Origin of the sequence: Cohaesibacter gelatinilyticus, assembly GCF_900215605.1 — a bacterium.
In the GTDB taxonomy this organism is placed as follows: Bacteria; Pseudomonadota; Alphaproteobacteria; order Rhizobiales; family Cohaesibacteraceae; genus Cohaesibacter; species Cohaesibacter gelatinilyticus.
The window spans coordinates 372,457-389,662 of the sequence record NZ_OBEL01000004.1; the positions used below are offsets into that span (position 1 = coordinate 372,457).

Consider the following 17,206-nt stretch of genomic DNA (forward strand, 5'->3'; position numbering starts at 1 on the left):
GATCATTTGCGTAAGGGCAAACTCATGGTCCATTGCCCTTACCGCGTTGTCTGTAAAGGTTTTAACGGTGTGGTTTGCGATGTTTCCAACCCCGAATCGCAGAAACCTGCCACTCTGTGTTAAGGCTTTGTTAACCAAAAAGAGCTGGACAGAATCGAAAAATACAGACAATAAGAATTATGACGCTTTTGTTCGTCAAATCCGACATTATTCGTCGCGGTATAAAAAATCGATATGGGGTCCGTTTTGCAAAATCAAGCTTTTCAAGGTCGGCCATCTGAACAGGTAGGGCATTATGCCAGCCTTTTGTCAGGTCAGCTGAATGCGCTACGCGAGCGGATGTATCCGCCCCAGGCGCAAAAAAGCCTTCGCAAATTTACCGCACCGGAATCCGCCCGACTATTGGGCATTGCGGAGAGCACCATCCGTCAGATGTCGCTTGATGGTGAAGGACCGGATCCAGAGCGCCTTTCCAATGGCCGCCGGATTTACTCTTTGTCTGAAATTAATCAATTGCGGGCTCTTCTGGCCAATAAACGCCCTGCGGAGTCCTTGAAATTTCAACCCAATCGTCAGCAAGGCGAAGGCTTGCAGGTTCTTGCTGTTTCCAACTTCAAGGGTGGTTCTGCCAAAACGACCACGAGCGTTCATTTGGCACACTTTCTTGCTCTTCAAGGATATAGAGTTCTTGCGATTGACCTCGATCCACAGGCTTCCATGAGTGCAATGTTTGGTGCACAGCCAGAGCTTGATGTCGCAAGCAATGAAACGCTCTGGTCTGCCATTCGCTACGACGAAGAACGCCGTCCTTTGAAAGAGGTTATTCGCAAAACCTATTTCGACGGACTGGATCTGGTTCCTGGCAATCTGGAGCTTATGGAGTTTGAACATGCCACCCCTCAGGCCATCGCGTCCGGCCAGGCGCGAGGGGATGGGGTTTTCTTCCGCCGGATTGCCGCTGCGTTGCAGGAGGTGGAGGCTGATTATGACGTGGTTATCTTCGATACCCCTCCCCAACTTGGTTATCTTACACTAGGTGCCCTGTTTGCTTCCACCGGTCTGTTGATCACTGTCCATCCGGCGATGCTGGATGTTGCATCGATGAACCAGTTTCTCCTGATGATGAGTGACATCATGAGTGTGATTGAGGAAGCCGGTGGCCATATGGATATGAGTTTCCTTCGTTTTCTCATCACCCGTCACAATCCCAATGATGCACCACAGCAACAAGTGGTGGGCTTGCTACGCATGCTATTTGGTGAGGCGGTGCTCAATAGTACAGTCTATGAGACAACCGCAGTTGCCAATGCCGGGCTCGACAAACGCAGTTTGTACGAAATCGAAGCCAATTCCATGGGTCGCGATACCTACAAGCGGGCCATAGAAAGTATGGATGGCGTCAATCATGAGGTTCTGAACCTGATCAAGGATTGTTGGGGGCGTGCACAATGAGCAAGAAAACTTCCCGAACGCAAATGTTTGGCTCTTTGGTCAGTTCCCTGGCCGAGACCGTAGAGGCAGAGAAAGCTGAGCAAGGAGGAAAGGTTGCGCCCTCTCCTTTGGCCAGTCGTGTTGGTTCAGGTGTTGTTGCCGCGACCAAGGATACCCTGGTTGCCGAGTTGCGTGATGAGCGGGATCGCCTTAAGGAGCAACTGAACGCCAAGGATGCGTTGGACGTGATTGAGCTGGATCCAGCACTGATTGATCCCTCCCCCTTCCCTGATCGCCTGAATGATGAAGCGAGCGAGGGAGCGATTGAAGAGCTTCGTCGTTCCATCGAACAACGTGGACAGGAATTGCCCATATTGGTGCGTTCTCATCCCGATGTAGAAGGTCGTTATCAAGTTGCCTATGGTCATCGACGTTTGGCGGCGATCAAGGGATTGCAGGGCAAACGGATCAAGGCAATAATTCGCGATCTTGCTGATACGGATCTGTTACAGGCGCAAGGGATAGAGAATTCTGCCCGGCAGAATTTGAGCTATATCGAGCGTGTCTTGTTTGCGGCCCATATTCGAAATTTGTGCCGCAATTCCGGAGAAGAAGTTGCTCGTGTGAAAATGGCTCTGTCCATTACTGACGCCGAAGCCTCCTATCTGAAACGGATTCATCAAAATGTGCCTGGACGGCTGATCCGGGCTATTGGTCCTGCACCGAAGATTGGGCGACCGCGTTGGATGAAGCTTGCAGATTTCACCAAAGATGAAATCTGGGTCAATTTAGGGGAGCAGCTGATTCAGGAAGCAGGCTTTTCTGTTCAAACCGACTCGGATAGTCGATTCCAATATGTGCTGAACGGTCTGCAGAGAGCAGAAAAAGAACAACAGAACGATACGAACAAGAAAAAATCCGCGCAGCCGGATCCAACGCCAATTCGGTATGATGATCAGCTGTTGGGACATTTTGTTCCAGGGGTAAAGAAATCGGAGCTGAGTTTGAGCGAACGAGCTTTTGCTGAATATGTTGCCGATCAGTTGCCCAAGCTTTATGAGGCTTATAAAAGCCGGTAAGCGTATCTCATCACTTTTGTTGCGCGTAGGATGGGAAACATGAATTTGAATTGAAACTCAAATCTAAGGAGACAGCGCAAAGAAAAAGGCTCCCAAGCAGCGTAACACCACCCAGAAGCCCTGTATCTTTTAGCACTTTATACAGAATCAGCTTCTCCCAAAAATGTCAAGTTCTGACGCGCTGTTTGCGTGAACAATTTTTCTTTGCCTTGAGAAAGGCAAAGGCATGAACTTTTTATTGTCTGCTCCCTTCGGGGGGAGCGGTCTGTCGACCGAAATGGTTGACGGACAGCGGATTTCTGCGTCTTGTGATCAGGATCTGACAAAAGATAAATGGCAAATCCTGCGCGATCTGACCGATTGCAAGCACCTGTTCGGGCTTTCGGATCGCGCTCTTATGGTGCTGTCAGCATTGTTATCTTTCCACAAGGAAGTAAAACTGGACGCACAGGACAGCCTGGTTGTTTTCCCTTCCAATAAGAAGCTGAGTGAACGGGCTCATGGCATGGCAGAGCCAACTTTGCGACGTCATCTGGCTGCTCTCGTGAAAGCTGGAATGATCGTGCGTCAGGATAGTCCCAATGGCAAACGTTATGCCAGGGCCGACCAGGATGGATCTATCTTGCGAGCCTTTGGGTTTGATTTGCGTGTATTGCTTGCTCGTTCCATGGAGTTGGAAGATGCAGCAGCGCAGGTACGGCGAGAAAAGGCACTTAAGAAAGATCTGCGTGAGGAAGTTGTCCTGACAAGAAGATCGATTTCCAAATGCCTTGAATTTGCCCTTGAGAGAGGCGCTGCGGGACCATGGCTGGATCTTGTAGAAACCTTTGCGTCATTGAATATGCCGATTGCGCGGCGCATAGAACTCGAAGAGTTAAAGGAGTTGCACAGGCAAGTTCTCAATTTCAATGAAGACGTGCATAACCTTCTGGAAAAGATGGTTTTTTCACAAAAAACGAGCGGCAATGAGTCGCATAATGAGCGACACAAACAAGATTCAAACCATAAAACTAATATTGATTCTGAAATTGGCTTTCCAAAGAAAGACCATGAAGCAAATTATAAGCGTCTATCTGACCTTGAGATGGATTTCGAAGCCACTCCAATGCAAAAATCAAAGTGGTTTGAGGAAACAGAGCATAGTTATCAAACTGACCCACCTGCCCTATTGGAGGAGGAAGCAAAAAGATCTATTTCGCAAGATCTGGATCTTAGCGCTGTGTTGATGGCATGCCCGGATATAGCCTTTTGTAACACAAGTGGCGTTGGAAGTTGGGCTGATTTGATTGAAGCAGCTGAGAACACCCGATCAATGATGGGGATTAGTCTCTCGGCATGGCAAGACGCCAAACAATCTCTGGGTGCTTTGTCTGCATCTGTGACAATAGCGGCCATGTTGCAAAGAAGCTCGGAAATTCGTTCGCCCGGGGGTTATTTACGGTCATTGGTGGCTCGAAACGGATTTACGCCGAAGCCTATGATTAACAGTTTATTAAGAGCGAATTTGAGTGATCATGCTCATTAATTGCTTTTGAGTGACCATTGGCAAAGTTCAATAGCCGTTGTGCTGGTTGCAGGTGGGTAGAAATTTCCGATGAAACGCGACATGACGATGTGTGGTTTTAACAGGTGTTAAAACCAGGAGAATGACGAGAATATGAGTGAAGATGTTCTTTTATTTGGGAAGCGGATGCTATGCCCCTACCCTGCTCAATGATGAGATGAGAAATTTGGAAATTGCCATGACGAACCTGTATTCTGTGTCTTGCTTCTTTAAGATGCTTCGGAGCCTGAGGTGTTCAGCGTATGTAACGGCCTAAAGCGAGTTCGATAAATAATCATGGGTGATGTCGAGTGAAAATGCGAATCTGAGCAATTGTCATCATTCGTTGAAACAGGAAATTACTCGCAGTCTTGTTATGTGATTTATAGATGGCTGACCAACAAGGAGAGCAAGTCATGTCCATCTATATGATTGAGGAAGATCGGTGTGTGTTTGAGGTTTTCTGTTTCTGTATTTTCCTTGCCTGTCGCGGCGCAGGGGATTGATATAGCTGGTTTCTAAAAGTCGTTGATTATTTCTGCATACCCAATATCGCTTGGGAGCTGGGGTAACTCAGTCCTGCTAACCAGATTTGGATCTGGAAATGCTTTGTTAGGCTGAATTCCGTTGGCGTTTAAGATTTGTTTTAATGTCTTTGGTTGTCGAGATGCATGTGGCCTTTCTATGTTTGGTGAAAGTTGCCAAAGAGAAGAAAAAGAACGATTTTATCAGCTGCTATATATTTTGATCGAGGGGCAGTCGATAGTGGGATGGATCTGTTTCGTTATCTTTTGCGCAGGTGCTTACTGCTAAAAGTGCTCTATGTGGTCGAAGGCAGATCTTGGTGAGAAAATTCTTCAAAATTCAGTTTTGGCACGGAGCGCGGCCTAAGCTTATATGACCAAGCGTAAATCCTCGGATATCCGTTGTTGTGATTCCCCTCCCCTCTGCGTTCTGACTGGGGGAATATTCTATGAATGCTTGCGTCTTCCCGTATTGATTTGATGCTGAAATTTATGAATTTTATCATTGATGGCATGTCTTCCCTGAAGGGGATGAAACGCTGTTCAAGTGATGTCGTTTTGCCTGGTTTGTTTGCCACGACTTGGAACAAGAAGAATTGTTTGGTAAGAATTAGGCTGAACAATTGAGGAAATGAAGTTTGGCATCCCTGTCGTTACTCGAGGGTTTAAGCCTTACAATCATTGTCAATGATCTTTATGGCAGAGACTATATTTTCAGGTCCGTCTTTTTTAGGCTGCCATCATTTGATTTTAACAGCTGTTAAAATCAAATGATGGCGAACCGCTGGAAAGCGGCGACCATGTCATCAGCAAGCGAATTGACTATTGAGAGCCTTCGCAACCTCCATTGAAGAAATGCTCACTCCAAGCTGCTTACATCTTGTCGATTTAGCCTCTTTCTTCGAGGTCGATGCGAGCAGGGGAGGGTATATTCCGACTTCTCTGGCACATGGAAAAATGAAGATCCATGGTGATAGCGTCGGCAGGTATCGTTATAATCGTCGGTGCAAAAACAGATAAAATTGAATTTGGGATTTTATTTCCTGATGCTGATCCAGAGAGGCGTCATCTATTTAATTGATGTGGTATCAGGAAAATCTTCAGTTTGATGGGAATATGTACGGTTGGATCAATCTGCGTCAAAGTCTTGTGTTGTAGCATTGTGTCCGTGAGGATTGAGTGGAGTGGTGATGAGTATCCTTTATGCCATTTCCTCACTTTTTGAGGGAAATTCGTTGTACGTAGAATCTCGCTGAGAAAGGTTGCTGACTTGGTGGCATGACAGGCAGCCAGCATGCTTGATTATAGGTCCGTGTCCACGTTTTGAATGAAATCTATGCAGAGAAAATCAATTGGGAATTGTCATCAGCGTGGAGGATCTTGTCTGAATAACAGCATAAATGCGGTCGTATTTCGATCCTCCAAATCCTGAGGTCTAGGTTATTGCTGATGAATTATCAGGGAGGACGTCTACTGTCGCAAAGATTTATATCAATTAACCATTTGATAACCATAAGAAAAAACCGCTCTACCATCTGATAGGGCAGTTTTTCTTGTTTGGGTTTGATTGGATCCTCTCATTATGCACCCCAAGTATCACGGAGCTTGTATCCACTTGGCCATGGATCGGACGGGTCCAGCATATGCTGATGAATGCCGGTCACCCAGCCGCGTCCTGAGATTTGCGGGATGATTGCCGTACGATCAGCAAGGGCATGTTCAGATACTATTTTGCCGCTGAACTGAGAGCCAATGATGGAAGTTGCGATAAAGGTTTCACCAACTTTCATCAAACCGCGTTTGTGGAGCAGTGCCATGCGTGCAGAGACAGCGGTTCCGGTTGGTGAACGATCTACCTTGCCTGGCTGAATTGCCACCGCAGATCGGGCGGTATAGCCACCATCGACCTTTTCAAGCGGGCCGGCAAACAAGCAAAAGGAAATATGCTTCCAATCAGGATTTTCCGGGTGATGGAAGCCGATTTGCTCATTTGCGGCATTCGTGATTTTAACGCCAAAACGGGCGATATCACCAGCTTCCTCTTCCTTGATGTCGAAGCCAAGGGCTTGTGCGTCCACTACGACAAAGCTGTCGCCACCATAGGCAGTATCAATCTTGATGGTCCCGAGGCCTTCGACTTCCAGATTGACGTCCAGCTCACCGGCGAAACTTGGCAGATTCTGTACGGTGATACGTTCTGCCTTGCCATTGGTGCAATCCGCTTTCACATGTACCAAACCGCCGGGAGCTTCCAGAATCAGCTCGGTGACAGGCTCTTGCATCGGGATGATACCACCGTCCAGCAACACGGTAGAGACGCAAATGGAGTTGGAACCGGACATTGGAGGCGTGTCTTCAGGTTCCATGATGATGAAGGCTGCGTCTGCTTCTGGGTGTTTGGGCGGAACCAGCAGGTTCACGTGGCGAAAGACACCGCCACGCGGCTCATTGAGCACAAAATTGCGTAAGGTCTGATCCTTGGCAATGAACTTGCGCATTTCCCAGAGCGTGTCGCCAGGAGGAGGGGCCACTCCGCCAACGATGACGTCTCCGACTTCTCCTTCTGCATGGCAGGAGATCACATGGACAGTTTTACTACTCCGCATAATGCGCCTCTTTGCTTCAGTTCCCGTTGTGAATTGGGAGGATCTAAAAGCGATCCGGATTGAAAGGAGCCAGTGACAGGGGAGCTGGCTTGTTGCAAACCAATGACGCCACCAATTCTGCTGTACCCGCTGCTTGTGTAAGGCCCAGATGGCCATGGCCAAAGGCATAGATGATATTGTTCGCCTTGCTGGAGGTTCCAATCACAGGCAGGCTATCGGGCATCGAGGGGCGGAACCCCATCCACTGCTTGCCATTATCGGTGTTCAGTGAAGGCAGGAATTTCTTGGCTTTGTTCAGTAAAATTTCCGAGCGTTTATAGTTCGGAGGAAGCTTCAGACCACCAAGTTCTGCTGCGCCACCTACGCGCACACCAGCATTGATGCGGCTAACCACAAAGCCGTGATTGGTGAAGGTCAAATGCGTACGCAGATCAAAAGCGCCTTCGGGCAGGGTGGTGTTATAGCCGCGCTCTGTCTCAAGGGGGATCCTGTCTCCTACCATGGCTGCCAATTGGTGCGACCAGGCGCCTGAAGCAACGATGACTTTTTTCGCTCTATAAGTGGTTTGATCTGTTGTGATCTCCACAATCTCGCCAGATTGTTTGAGATTACGCACTTCTTCGGTGATCAATTTTCCACCATTTGTCAGGTATTGCTCCGCCAGATAATGCGTCCAACGTTCCGGGCAGCAGACATTGATCCAGTCCGGGGTAAAGCCAGCATGGGTGAAGCGAGGATCGATACCCGGTTGGATCTCGGCAATGGCCTCATTGCTGGTGAGCAAGTCGAAGCGTATGTCATGCTGTTTGCGGATTTCCCAAGAAGGAAGCGAGGCTTCGAACTCCTTCTGTCCTTCATAGAGCTGCATCTGCCCCTCGCGCTGGAACATCGCTTCGCCTCTAACAGCGTCTATTTGGCGCTCCAAAGCCGCTCGAGAATGATTGTTCAAGGATGCTTGCGCCTCCATAGCCCCTTGATACCTATCCTTCCAGCTGGCCCTCCAGAAGCGCAACATCCACGGGGTGATTTTCAGGGCATAGGACGGGGGAATGAAGAGGGGGCCCAGAGGGTCCAGAAGCCATTTCGGGGCCTTCTTCATGATACCTGGTGTTGCCAAGGGCACGATATCGGTGAAGGCATAGGCACCGGCATTGCCTTTCGAGGCTTCTGCGGCAATGCCCTTGCGGTCCAGAAGTGTCACCTGGAACCCATTTCGGCTTAGTTCCAGCGCAGTAGAGACGCCAATGATGCCACCACCAATGACGATGATCTCTGAAGGGTCGTGTTGCATGGCTGATCCTTTACTTGAATATTTGCTGACGCGAGTTCTTATCCGAAACGTGCTGCAACTTTTCGCAGAACGCGCGCTATTGCCGTGCTTGCGCCTGATATCCGCCCGATATCGGTATGTAAGAAGCGAATGCGGAAGAAGGAGCGATCGGCTCCGGGGACCATGCTCCCGCATTCGCTGTGTGGCCCGGATTTGCGGGGTCCGAGCCAGGGAGGTTCGTTGACTAGTCTGCCTGAATGCCCTTGGCATAAGGATCGTTTGGATCAAACAGAAGTGTAGCCTCTGCTGTGACATAGGCTTTGCCTGTCACTGTTGGGATGACACCACCGTCGCGGCCAGGTGTGTAGCTTAGCTGATAGGTGCTATCGATTATGCTTTCCTGAACCCAGAGCTCATCCGCTGCCAGTTTGCCATCTTCTGCAAGACACGCGACTTTGGCGGATGTACCGGTGCCACAGGGAGAGCGGTCATAGGCCCCGCCTGGGCAGAGCACAAAGTTACGTCCGTGATTGCCAGCATGCTTTGCTGGACCGGTCAGCTCGATATGATCGATCTCACCACCATCCTTGCCGGTGATGCCATTGGCAACAAGAGCAGAACGGATCTGGTTGGAAATACGGGTCAGCTCGACGATATTTCCGAAATCCAGTGGCAAAGGGCTGTCCTTTGTCAGGAAAAACCAGTTACCACCCCATGCAACATCACCAGTGATTTTGCCGATAGCTTCGACATCAAGCTCCACGTCTTTGAGGTGCCGATAGCTCTCTACATTGACAACAGAGGCTTCGTTCATGTCGTGCAGATCTACACTCACCACACCCACCGGGGTTTCGATCTTGTGATGGCCGGGCTTGATCCGCCCCATATGGGCCAGTGTGATGGCAAGGCCAATGGTGGCGTGACCGCACATGCCCAGATTACCCGCTGGGTTGAAATAAATCACGCCGGTCACGCAGTCAGGATCAGAGGGTGGAACGAGCAAAGCCCCGACGACGGCATCATGGCCGCGGGGCTCCAGCAAAACAGCTTTGCAGAAATCACTATGCTCTTTTTCAAGGCGCACAGCGCGTTCAGCCAGCGGCCCATCCCCAAGGGATGGACCACCTTCAATGATGGTGCGGGTGGGTTCACCTGCGGTATGGGTATCGATTACGCGCATAGAGCTTTTACATCCGCCTGTTGGCTCCAGTCCTGATACCAGTCCTTGAACAGATTATACTGCTGTTCAATATAATTGCGCTGGGCATCTGTTAGAACATCGCTTTCGTTGAAATGAAGCGTATATTCGGTATCGCCGTTCAGAACCATCAGATGCTTGTAGAAGAGCACCAGATCCGGGCCTTCGTCAAAGGAAGAGAGAACGCCGAGGGCTTCTTCCAGCTCTTTGGCTTTTACACGAGCATTGGCATTGCCAGCAGCAGCTTTCTGGGACAGATCGACCAGATGCAGGACTTCTTTTGGCAGGGCATTGCCGATACCGGTGATGGCGCCGGTTGCACCGCAATTGACATAGCCATGATATACGGTGGTATCAACACCGATCATCAGGGTGACATTTTCGTCCTGAGAGGTGATGTTTTCAGCCGCGTAGCGCAGATCTTCCGCACCGCCAAACTCTTTGAAGCCGATCAGATTTGGATAATCTTTGCGTAGATCGAAGAAGAGATCGGCACGGGTCGCAAAACCATAATATGGGCTGTTATAGATGACAGCTGGCAGATCGGGTGCTGCCCCGAGAATGGCAGAGAAATGGTTGCGCTGGGCGGTAGCTGAGATGCCGCGAGACAGAACGCGTGGGATCACCATCAGGCCAGCTGCGCCTACTTTCTGAGCGTGCGTTGCGTGCGCAACGGCCAGCTTGCTGTTTACCGCACCGGTGCCGACAATGGTAGGAACGCCGGCTTTTACCAGAGCTTCCACACCCTGCATACGCTCTTCATCAGTAATAAGCGGCCAATCACCCATGGATCCGCAATAGACAACGCCCGACATACCTGTAGCGATCAGCTCTTTGCCTTTGCGTACCAAAGCATCAAAATCCGGGGTCCGGTCTTCCTTGCAAGGGGTCATCAGGGCCGGGATGGTACCGGTAAAAATGCTCATATCCATGTCAGTCTCCTTTGCCAAATTGGCATCTTGGCTCTTGGAACGTAACGCATCTGAGGGTTTTGTCCGTTTCCGACTTGACGTCAGTATGATGCGGCTTGTTCAATCACATATGTATACAGTACGTTTTGCGCCGTTGTAGGGGAGGGCGTTACCGAACCGTTCAGGTATAATCAATGTTATATTGCATATTGGATCCAATTTTCAATGCTAAAATTCCCTTCTTTTCGAAACTGGTCAGTTTGCCTATTGCTTATAAACAAAGAAGGACCCCGCCATGAAGCTGACTCCCGTTGATATCTCCAAAACCGCGTCTGCATCGGAAATCGTGTTCGATGCGTTGAAAAAAGCTATTATTGAGGGGGAGCTTGAAATTGGAACCCAGCTGAAACAGGACGAAATTGCTCGCCTTTTCAACACCAGTCGTATTCCTGTCCGGGAAGCAATCTCACGCTTGGAGCAGCAGGGGCTTGTGAAGTCGCAGCGCTATAAAGGGGCTGTGGTGTCTGGTTTGTCTGTTGAAGAAGCGGAGGAAATCTTTCAATTTCGCATGTTGCTTGAGCCAGAAGTGATGCGCCATGCGGTACCGAAAATGTCCGCCAGTGTACTCAAGCAAGCGCAATTTTATTATGAGGAATTCTCCAAATCCAAGGATCCCATGGAGTGGGGCGATTTGAACCGCAAATTCCACTCCACACTCTATGATGCCTGTGCGCTACAATATCATTTGGGAGCGATTGATCATGCCATGGATCAGATTGACCGTTATTTGCGGGCGCAGCTTGTTTTGAGTGATGGTATCGAGAGAGCGAATATCGAGCATAATGCGATCCTGCAGGCCTGCAAAGACAGGGATGCTGATTTGGCGGCCAAACTGACCTATGAGCATATCAACGGAGCTAAGGATTCTTTGCTGGTTCATATCGCCAAGGCATAAGTATTCCGGCGAATGATCTCATAAAAAAGCCCACGAAGTGGATGAGAATTCATTCAACCATCGTGGGCTTTTTTACTCTTGCAACAGAGCGGCCTGCTCTTTTGAGAGATATCCATTGAGAAAACATTGTTTTGTGGCGCCCTGTATAACCGCGTTGATAGTCAACACAGAGGCTATGCCCAAACCAACGGTTATGAATGCGAAATACCCGATTGCAGATTTGGATGACGCAAAGATAGCCGCATTTCCCTGTAAAAGGCCTCAGGGGCAGATGGACAATATTCTTTATTGATCGCTATATAGGCTCCCCTCCAAAAAATGAGAACGAACAATGCTGCAAGACAGCCCTGCATTTCTCGAATGACTGATGAGGAAGTGGGTCATGTGATTTGTGATCGATCAGTTCTTTCCATCAGATCATCAGACCATGCCAAACCAAAAGCATCTCTGTTTCACGCGTTTTTGGAAAGCACATAGAGATCGCGAACGCCTCCAACTGAGAAAAGAAGACCATAGTCTCCATTGATATGAAGAGAATGAGCGAGGTGATGTCTGAATCAAAATGTTTTTATCGCCCAGATATGGACGAAACCCGAAACCCACCAGAAATTCGCTATTTCAGAGCTAGTTAAAAAGATAGCACTAGATTTCCACTCGGAAGTCGCAATTTGCTACACCTATTTTATCCCGCTTACTCTGCAATTATCCTACTGAGGAATATCACAGTATTTAATATTGATAAGAGTTACTTATCATTAATTATAAGACTCTGTTAACCATGTTCAAGTGATGATAGCTAAGTGATTTATAATTATTATTAATGTATTTTTTTGTTTTATTTCAATTGAATATTATCTGTCGGTTCTTGGTGGAGTTGGATTGTAGGCGGAGTGATAGGCATGTGAAAAGCAACAACAAATGATCCTTCACATTTGGAGCAACAATATATGGGATAGCCGGCTCAGAACGTCTCGATGTTATTTTCGTGGTTTCGGTTAGTGCACTTTGAAATGTGCCTGCCCCTTATAACCGTTCATTCATCGAGCGTAGATTGACCTTGTTGTCTTGAAGTGAATCCATGTTTTGGGTGAGGTCACCTAAACACGCCATGTGAACTCAGAAGAAGAGGCAGATATGGGGCATGGCTATCGAATGAAAATGGATCCAATTGTTTTGAATGCCAGTATTGTTTATCAGGAACCAATATTCACAGCTTGTTAACATATTTGAAATTGACGTATTAATGTGAGTTGTAAATTTTTGTTTAAAACTTTTTGATTGTATGTGTCTGAAAATATTACCTTTTGAAGTTTCAAAGGTAGGCGTGATTTTTATAGTGCATTTTTCCAGTCACTGATGATCCGGAGAACTGGTAGAATAAATATTGACATCAACCTATGGTATTTATAGAAGTTCCAGCGGGGGTGCGCATTGTATTTCGAGTAAGCCAATGCGTTTGATATCTATACGAAATTATTTTTCTTCATGGAAAGTATTGCCTGATGGGCTCGTTCCAATCGGAGATTTTTCTTTTTCTTTTTCTTTTTCTTTTTTATCCGATAAATCCAACAAAGCAGATCGTTTATATTTCATTCAGAAGGCGCTTTCTAGCTCTTGTAAACAAAGCCAGGAAGTTCTGCAGAGGCTCCGCGATTTAAAGCGGAGCTATGTGCTATTTGGCGACCGGAGATGGTCTCCTGCGTTTCTGGGATTGCTTGTTGGTCTACTGGTTATGTCTTCTACCTCTGTTCGAGCTGATGTTGCTTCAGCAATCAAAACGCTGGAAAGCGGCGATGTTTCAGGGTCTGTGAAGGAATTTCAAGCTGCCTTTGAAGCTGGTGACCCTGATGGTGCTTTTTATATTGGTCGCTTGTTTGAAATGGGGTTGGGAACAGACAAGGATATGCGACGTGCGGCTCAACTCTATGCTGCAGCTGCATCCAAACAAAGTGCGAAGGCACAAAATCGTCTTGGATTGATGCATCTGAACGGAGAGTTCGTTCTGCAGGATTATCAACGGGCAGCAGAACTGATCTGTGCATCAGCCGATGCAGGGGATGCCAATGGCCAGTTCAATTGTGGTCTGTTGTATCAAGATGGCAAGGGCGTTTCCCGTGATCTGTCCAAAGCAGTTTCCTATTGGGATCGCGCCGCTGAGCAGAATAATGTTGCTGCTATGAATTTCCTTGGTCAGGCGTATTTGTCCGGAAAAGGTGTGAAGCAGGATCCTGCAAAAGCCGTTACTTATTTCAGCAAAACGGCTGCAGCTGGAAATCCGATGGGATTGTATGAGCTGGCAAAGGCCTATCAGACCGGGGCGGGCCTTCCAAAAGATCTGGTGCTTGCTCATGCCTATGCCAATCTCGCGGCTATCCGCAGCATGGAAGGTGCTGCAGACTTGCGGAACAATCTGGAAAAACAATTGAAAGCTGATGAGCTTGTAAAAGCCCAGGAATTTGCCCGAACCTGGAAAGCCGTCCCGCTTGACGGCAACGGATAATATTCCAGCTTCACAAGGACAATCAGATGATCAGTTTTCGGCAAGCAATGGTTGCCGTTGTCGCGACCACTTTGACTTTTTTCAACCAGGCACACGCTTCCGGTTCGCCCTCTTTGCCAACAGCGGAAGACAAAAATGATCAGGTCAGGATAGATCATTTTGAAGATTGGAGGGTGGTTTGCCCCGATGCAGAAAAGGCGCGCACTGCTGAAGCAGGGCAGGGTTGCCAGATGCTTCAGTCCGCTTCGATCAAGAATGACAAAGCCGATGAAAAACAGAAGAACCTCTTCCTGCTGACGATTTCAAGAAGTCGGGGAAAGAAGGGAGACAGCTTCGCCGTCATTACCGTTCCTGTTGGGGTTTATCTTGCTCCGGGTATCCAGATTTTGGTGGATCGCAGAAGGCCTTTCAAAGTGCTTTACGAGATATGCGGCGCCACTGCCTGTCATGCGGGGTTCAAGCTCTCCGGACATGCCTTGCATGCTTTCAAGCGCGGGAATTTGGCAAAATTCCGGGTTTGGATTGGTAAGGATCGTGTTGTCGATTTTCCTGTTTCTCTCAAAGGTTTCACCAGGGCCTTTACTCATTTCAGATCGGAGACTTCAAGGTAATGCGTATATTCTCTTCGACTTTAAAGCTCGTATTGATGGGTCTGATACTTGTGCCGGTTTCGGCCATGGGCGGACCAATCGAGGATGGAAAACAGGCCTTTGAGGCTCGGAATTATGATGATGCCAGGCAATCTTTTGCCAAGGCATTTGGCGATGGAGAGGCGGAAGGCGGGTATTTTCTGGCACGCATGTTTGAGCTGGGGCTTGGTGTCGAGGTCGATGACCTCGCTGCGGTAAGATTATACAGGCAAACTGCGCAGAGCGGCTATGCTCAGTCGCTCAATCGTTTGGCGCTGATGCATTTTCGCGGTGAATTGGGTGTAGCTCAGGATTTTGTCCAGGCACGAGACTATTTCAGCCTTGCTGCGAAAGCAGGCGATAAAAATGCCCAATTCAATCTCGGCAAGCTTTATTTCGAAGGCAAAGGCACAGACAAGAACCTTGATCAGGCGCTGGCATTGTATCGTCAGGCCGCAGCGCAAGATCATATCCTTGCCCTCAATACTTTGGGAGCTCTCTACAAGAAGGGAGCCAAAAGTCCGGCAGACAAGGAAAAAGCCCGTCAATATTTTCAAAGATCAGCCGAATTTGGCAATGCCGTTGGTCTGTTTGAAAGCGGTCTGTTCCAGCTGGAGCAGGGGGATGATGTTGCCAATCGGATTGCGGCCCATCGGCTCTTCAATCTCGCTGCCGCCAGAGGCCACCCCCGGGCGCTTGAGGCTTTGCGGGAATTGACCGCAGTGATGATGAGCGATGATCTCAGGCAGGCGCAAGAAGAAGCGCGGGCCTTTGTCGCGCTATCCGTCAGCGAGGGAAAGTAGGATCATGACCCATCTTACTTTTTGCAAGCCTATTGGATCTGCTCTTCTTGTTTCGGCTCTGGCGCTCTGTTTCATGTCCCCGATCACGGCAGTTGCACAAGGTGTGCCGAATGTGGATCGGAACAGACTTGAGAGTGAATTGCGGCGCGAGGCCCTGTCTCGTGCAGAGGAGCAGGAAGAGCGCCAACGCTTGGATCGCGAGCGGCGCCAAAGCAAGCGCCAGCCGGATATATCTGCCGTGCCTCTCACCGGTCCACAAGGTGGCCCCTGTTTCACGATAAACAGAATTGATCTGAAAGGGTATGAGCGGTTCGGATATCTGCCCAAGGGATATTACCGGCTCCTTGGCACATGCGCGTCTCTTTCGGATATCATTGCAGTGCTCAATGACATCAACAGCCATTATCGGGATCTTGGTTATATAACGACGCGTGCCTATCTGCCCGAGCAGGATATTTCTGATGGCAGTCTGGAAATTGTCATCATTCCGGGACAGATCGAAGGATTTGTCTATGCAGGTGGCAAACAGGCGGACCGTCGTATCAAGGCCGCATTTCCCACGAAACGGGGAAAGCTTCTCAATCTGCGTGATCTGGAACAGGGGCTTGAGAATATCAATGCTCCCCGGTCTGCGAAAGGCAAGTTTCAACTGATTCCGGGAGAAAAACCGGGCGGTTCCTTCGTAGAGGTCAATGTGGAAGACGGGCGACGGTTTCATGCAGGGCTGGATGTCAAGAATACGGGATTTGAGACAACAGGCATTGCCAAAACCACCGCCAATCTGGGGGTAGACAATCTGCTCGGTCTCAATGATCAGCTGAGCTTCGCCCTGACAACGACCCCCTTTGATGATCGTGCGGAAAAATATGCGGATAGTGTATCGCTCAGCCTGTCCGTCCCGTTTGGCAACTGGAGCTGGAGTGGTGAGAGCGGAGCCAGCCGGTATTATTTCATTCTGCCAGGGATCAACCAGTCCTATCCGGTCAGGGGGCGGTCACATTATCTGACCCTGTCGGCAGAACGGCTGCTGATGCGCAACCAGACATCGAAGATATTTGCCTATGGAGGCCTTAAACTCACCCGTACGCAGACCTTCATTGATGGTCACGAGATCGAAAGTCAGCGGCGGAGCCTGACCATTGGCTCGGCCGGGCTTCGGGGAGAGCATGCAATCCGTGCGGGCAAGCTGCACTGGGACATCGGGGCAAAATTCGGCCTTGATGCTTTCAGTGCCTATGTCTTCGACAAGAGCATCGTTGATCCGGAATTTCGACTGATCAAGGCAAGGGTCAGCTATCAGCAGCCGCTTGCCGGAACAAATCTCCGATATAAGGGCACGCTGGTCGGACAATATTCGGAGTCAATTCTTCCGGGCACCGAACAGTTCTCCATCGGCAGCTGGTCCAGTGTTCGCGGTTTTCATGAGGACACCATGTATGGGGACAGCGGCATCTATCTGCAGAATTCATTGGAATGGACTGCCATGAAGCGTCCGGATTTTGAGCTGACCTTCTCTGCCGGGCTGGATGCCGGTTATGTCGAGCCATCGAAGCTCCGGTCCTGGTCGCAGGATTATCTGGTTGGTGCAAGCCTTGGCGCAAAAATGAAATTTCACGAGAAGGTCAGCCTGGAGCTGCGGGTTGCGCACGCCCTTTCGCGGCCAACCAGAAATCCGCCCAATTCAATGCCGGCCTTCGAAGCCTCACGTACGGTGGGTTTCGCCAGTCTGACCATGGAATTTTGAAAAAACAATTATT

Annotated in this window: 12 protein-coding genes; 8 read left to right on the top strand and 4 right to left on the bottom strand. The window is 49.1% G+C overall.

Going from position 1 to position 17,206, the window contains the following annotated elements:
• The first annotated feature begins 234 nt into the window (after positions 1–234).
• From repA to repC, 3 genes are all read left to right on the top strand, one after another.
• Positions 235–1,452 carry a plasmid partitioning protein RepA gene (gene repA, locus CRO57_RS17675; RefSeq protein WP_097154798.1) on the top strand — a complete coding sequence of 406 codons (1,218 nt, stop codon included), beginning with the start codon at positions 235–237 and terminating at the stop codon, positions 1,450–1,452.
• The gene (repB, locus tag CRO57_RS17680) at positions 1,449–2,510 is read left to right on the top strand and encodes a plasmid partitioning protein RepB (RefSeq protein ID WP_097154799.1); all 1,062 of its coding nucleotides are present in this window, start codon (positions 1,449–1,451) and stop codon (positions 2,508–2,510) included. The genes repA and repB overlap by 4 nt, the downstream gene beginning before the upstream one ends.
• A 226-nt stretch (positions 2,511–2,736) precedes the next feature.
• Entirely contained in the window at positions 2,737–4,035 is a 1,299-nt protein-coding gene (gene repC / locus CRO57_RS17685) for a plasmid replication protein RepC (RefSeq protein ID WP_097154800.1), read from the top strand.
• Between the two features lie 2,122 nt (positions 4,036–6,157).
• On the opposite strand, the gene CRO57_RS17690 is transcribed toward repC, so the two are convergent.
• The 4 genes from CRO57_RS17690 to CRO57_RS17705 all read right to left on the bottom strand — a co-directional run bounded on the left by CRO57_RS17690 (position 6,158) and on the right by CRO57_RS17705 (position 10,583).
• On the bottom strand, positions 6,158–7,183 hold the full coding sequence (locus tag CRO57_RS17690; RefSeq protein WP_097154801.1) for a trans-3-hydroxy-L-proline dehydratase: 1,026 nt from the start codon (positions 7,181–7,183) through the stop codon (positions 6,158–6,160).
• 43 nt (positions 7,184–7,226) lie between these two features.
• Positions 7,227–8,474 carry an NAD(P)/FAD-dependent oxidoreductase gene (locus CRO57_RS17695; protein ID WP_097154802.1) on the bottom strand — a complete coding sequence of 416 codons (1,248 nt, stop codon included), beginning with the start codon at positions 8,472–8,474 and terminating at the stop codon, positions 7,227–7,229.
• Positions 8,475–8,697: 223 nt separating this feature from the next.
• A complete protein-coding gene (locus CRO57_RS17700; RefSeq protein ID WP_097154803.1) occupies positions 8,698–9,633 on the bottom strand; it encodes a 4-hydroxyproline epimerase in 936 nt (311 codons plus the stop codon).
• Positions 9,624–10,583, bottom strand: a complete 960-nt coding sequence (locus tag CRO57_RS17705) for a dihydrodipicolinate synthase family protein (RefSeq protein ID WP_097154804.1) — start codon at positions 10,581–10,583, stop codon at positions 9,624–9,626. The genes CRO57_RS17700 and CRO57_RS17705 overlap by 10 nt, the downstream gene beginning before the upstream one ends.
• A 274-nt stretch (positions 10,584–10,857) precedes the next feature.
• Here CRO57_RS17705 and CRO57_RS17710 point away from each other — a divergent pair, with 274 nt between their 5' ends.
• The 5 genes from CRO57_RS17710 to CRO57_RS17730 all read left to right on the top strand — a co-directional run bounded on the left by CRO57_RS17710 (position 10,858) and on the right by CRO57_RS17730 (position 17,193).
• Positions 10,858–11,517, top strand: coding sequence for a GntR family transcriptional regulator (locus CRO57_RS17710; protein ID WP_097154805.1), 660 nt, complete (start codon positions 10,858–10,860; stop codon positions 11,515–11,517).
• Positions 11,518–13,249: 1,732 nt separating this feature from the next.
• Entirely contained in the window at positions 13,250–14,017 is a 768-nt protein-coding gene (locus tag CRO57_RS17715) for a tetratricopeptide repeat protein (protein WP_097154855.1), read from the top strand.
• Between the two features lie 26 nt (positions 14,018–14,043).
• Complete coding sequence (locus tag CRO57_RS17720; protein ID WP_210200918.1) at positions 14,044–14,628, top strand: invasion associated locus B family protein; 585 nt, start codon at positions 14,044–14,046, stop codon at positions 14,626–14,628.
• Positions 14,628–15,449, top strand: coding sequence for a tetratricopeptide repeat protein (locus tag CRO57_RS17725; RefSeq protein ID WP_097154807.1), 822 nt, complete (start codon positions 14,628–14,630; stop codon positions 15,447–15,449). The genes CRO57_RS17720 and CRO57_RS17725 overlap by 1 nt, the downstream gene beginning before the upstream one ends.
• A 4-nt stretch (positions 15,450–15,453) precedes the next feature.
• Complete coding sequence (locus CRO57_RS17730) at positions 15,454–17,193, top strand: ShlB/FhaC/HecB family hemolysin secretion/activation protein (protein WP_097154808.1); 1,740 nt, start codon at positions 15,454–15,456, stop codon at positions 17,191–17,193.
• Positions 17,194–17,206: the final 13 nt, after the last annotated feature.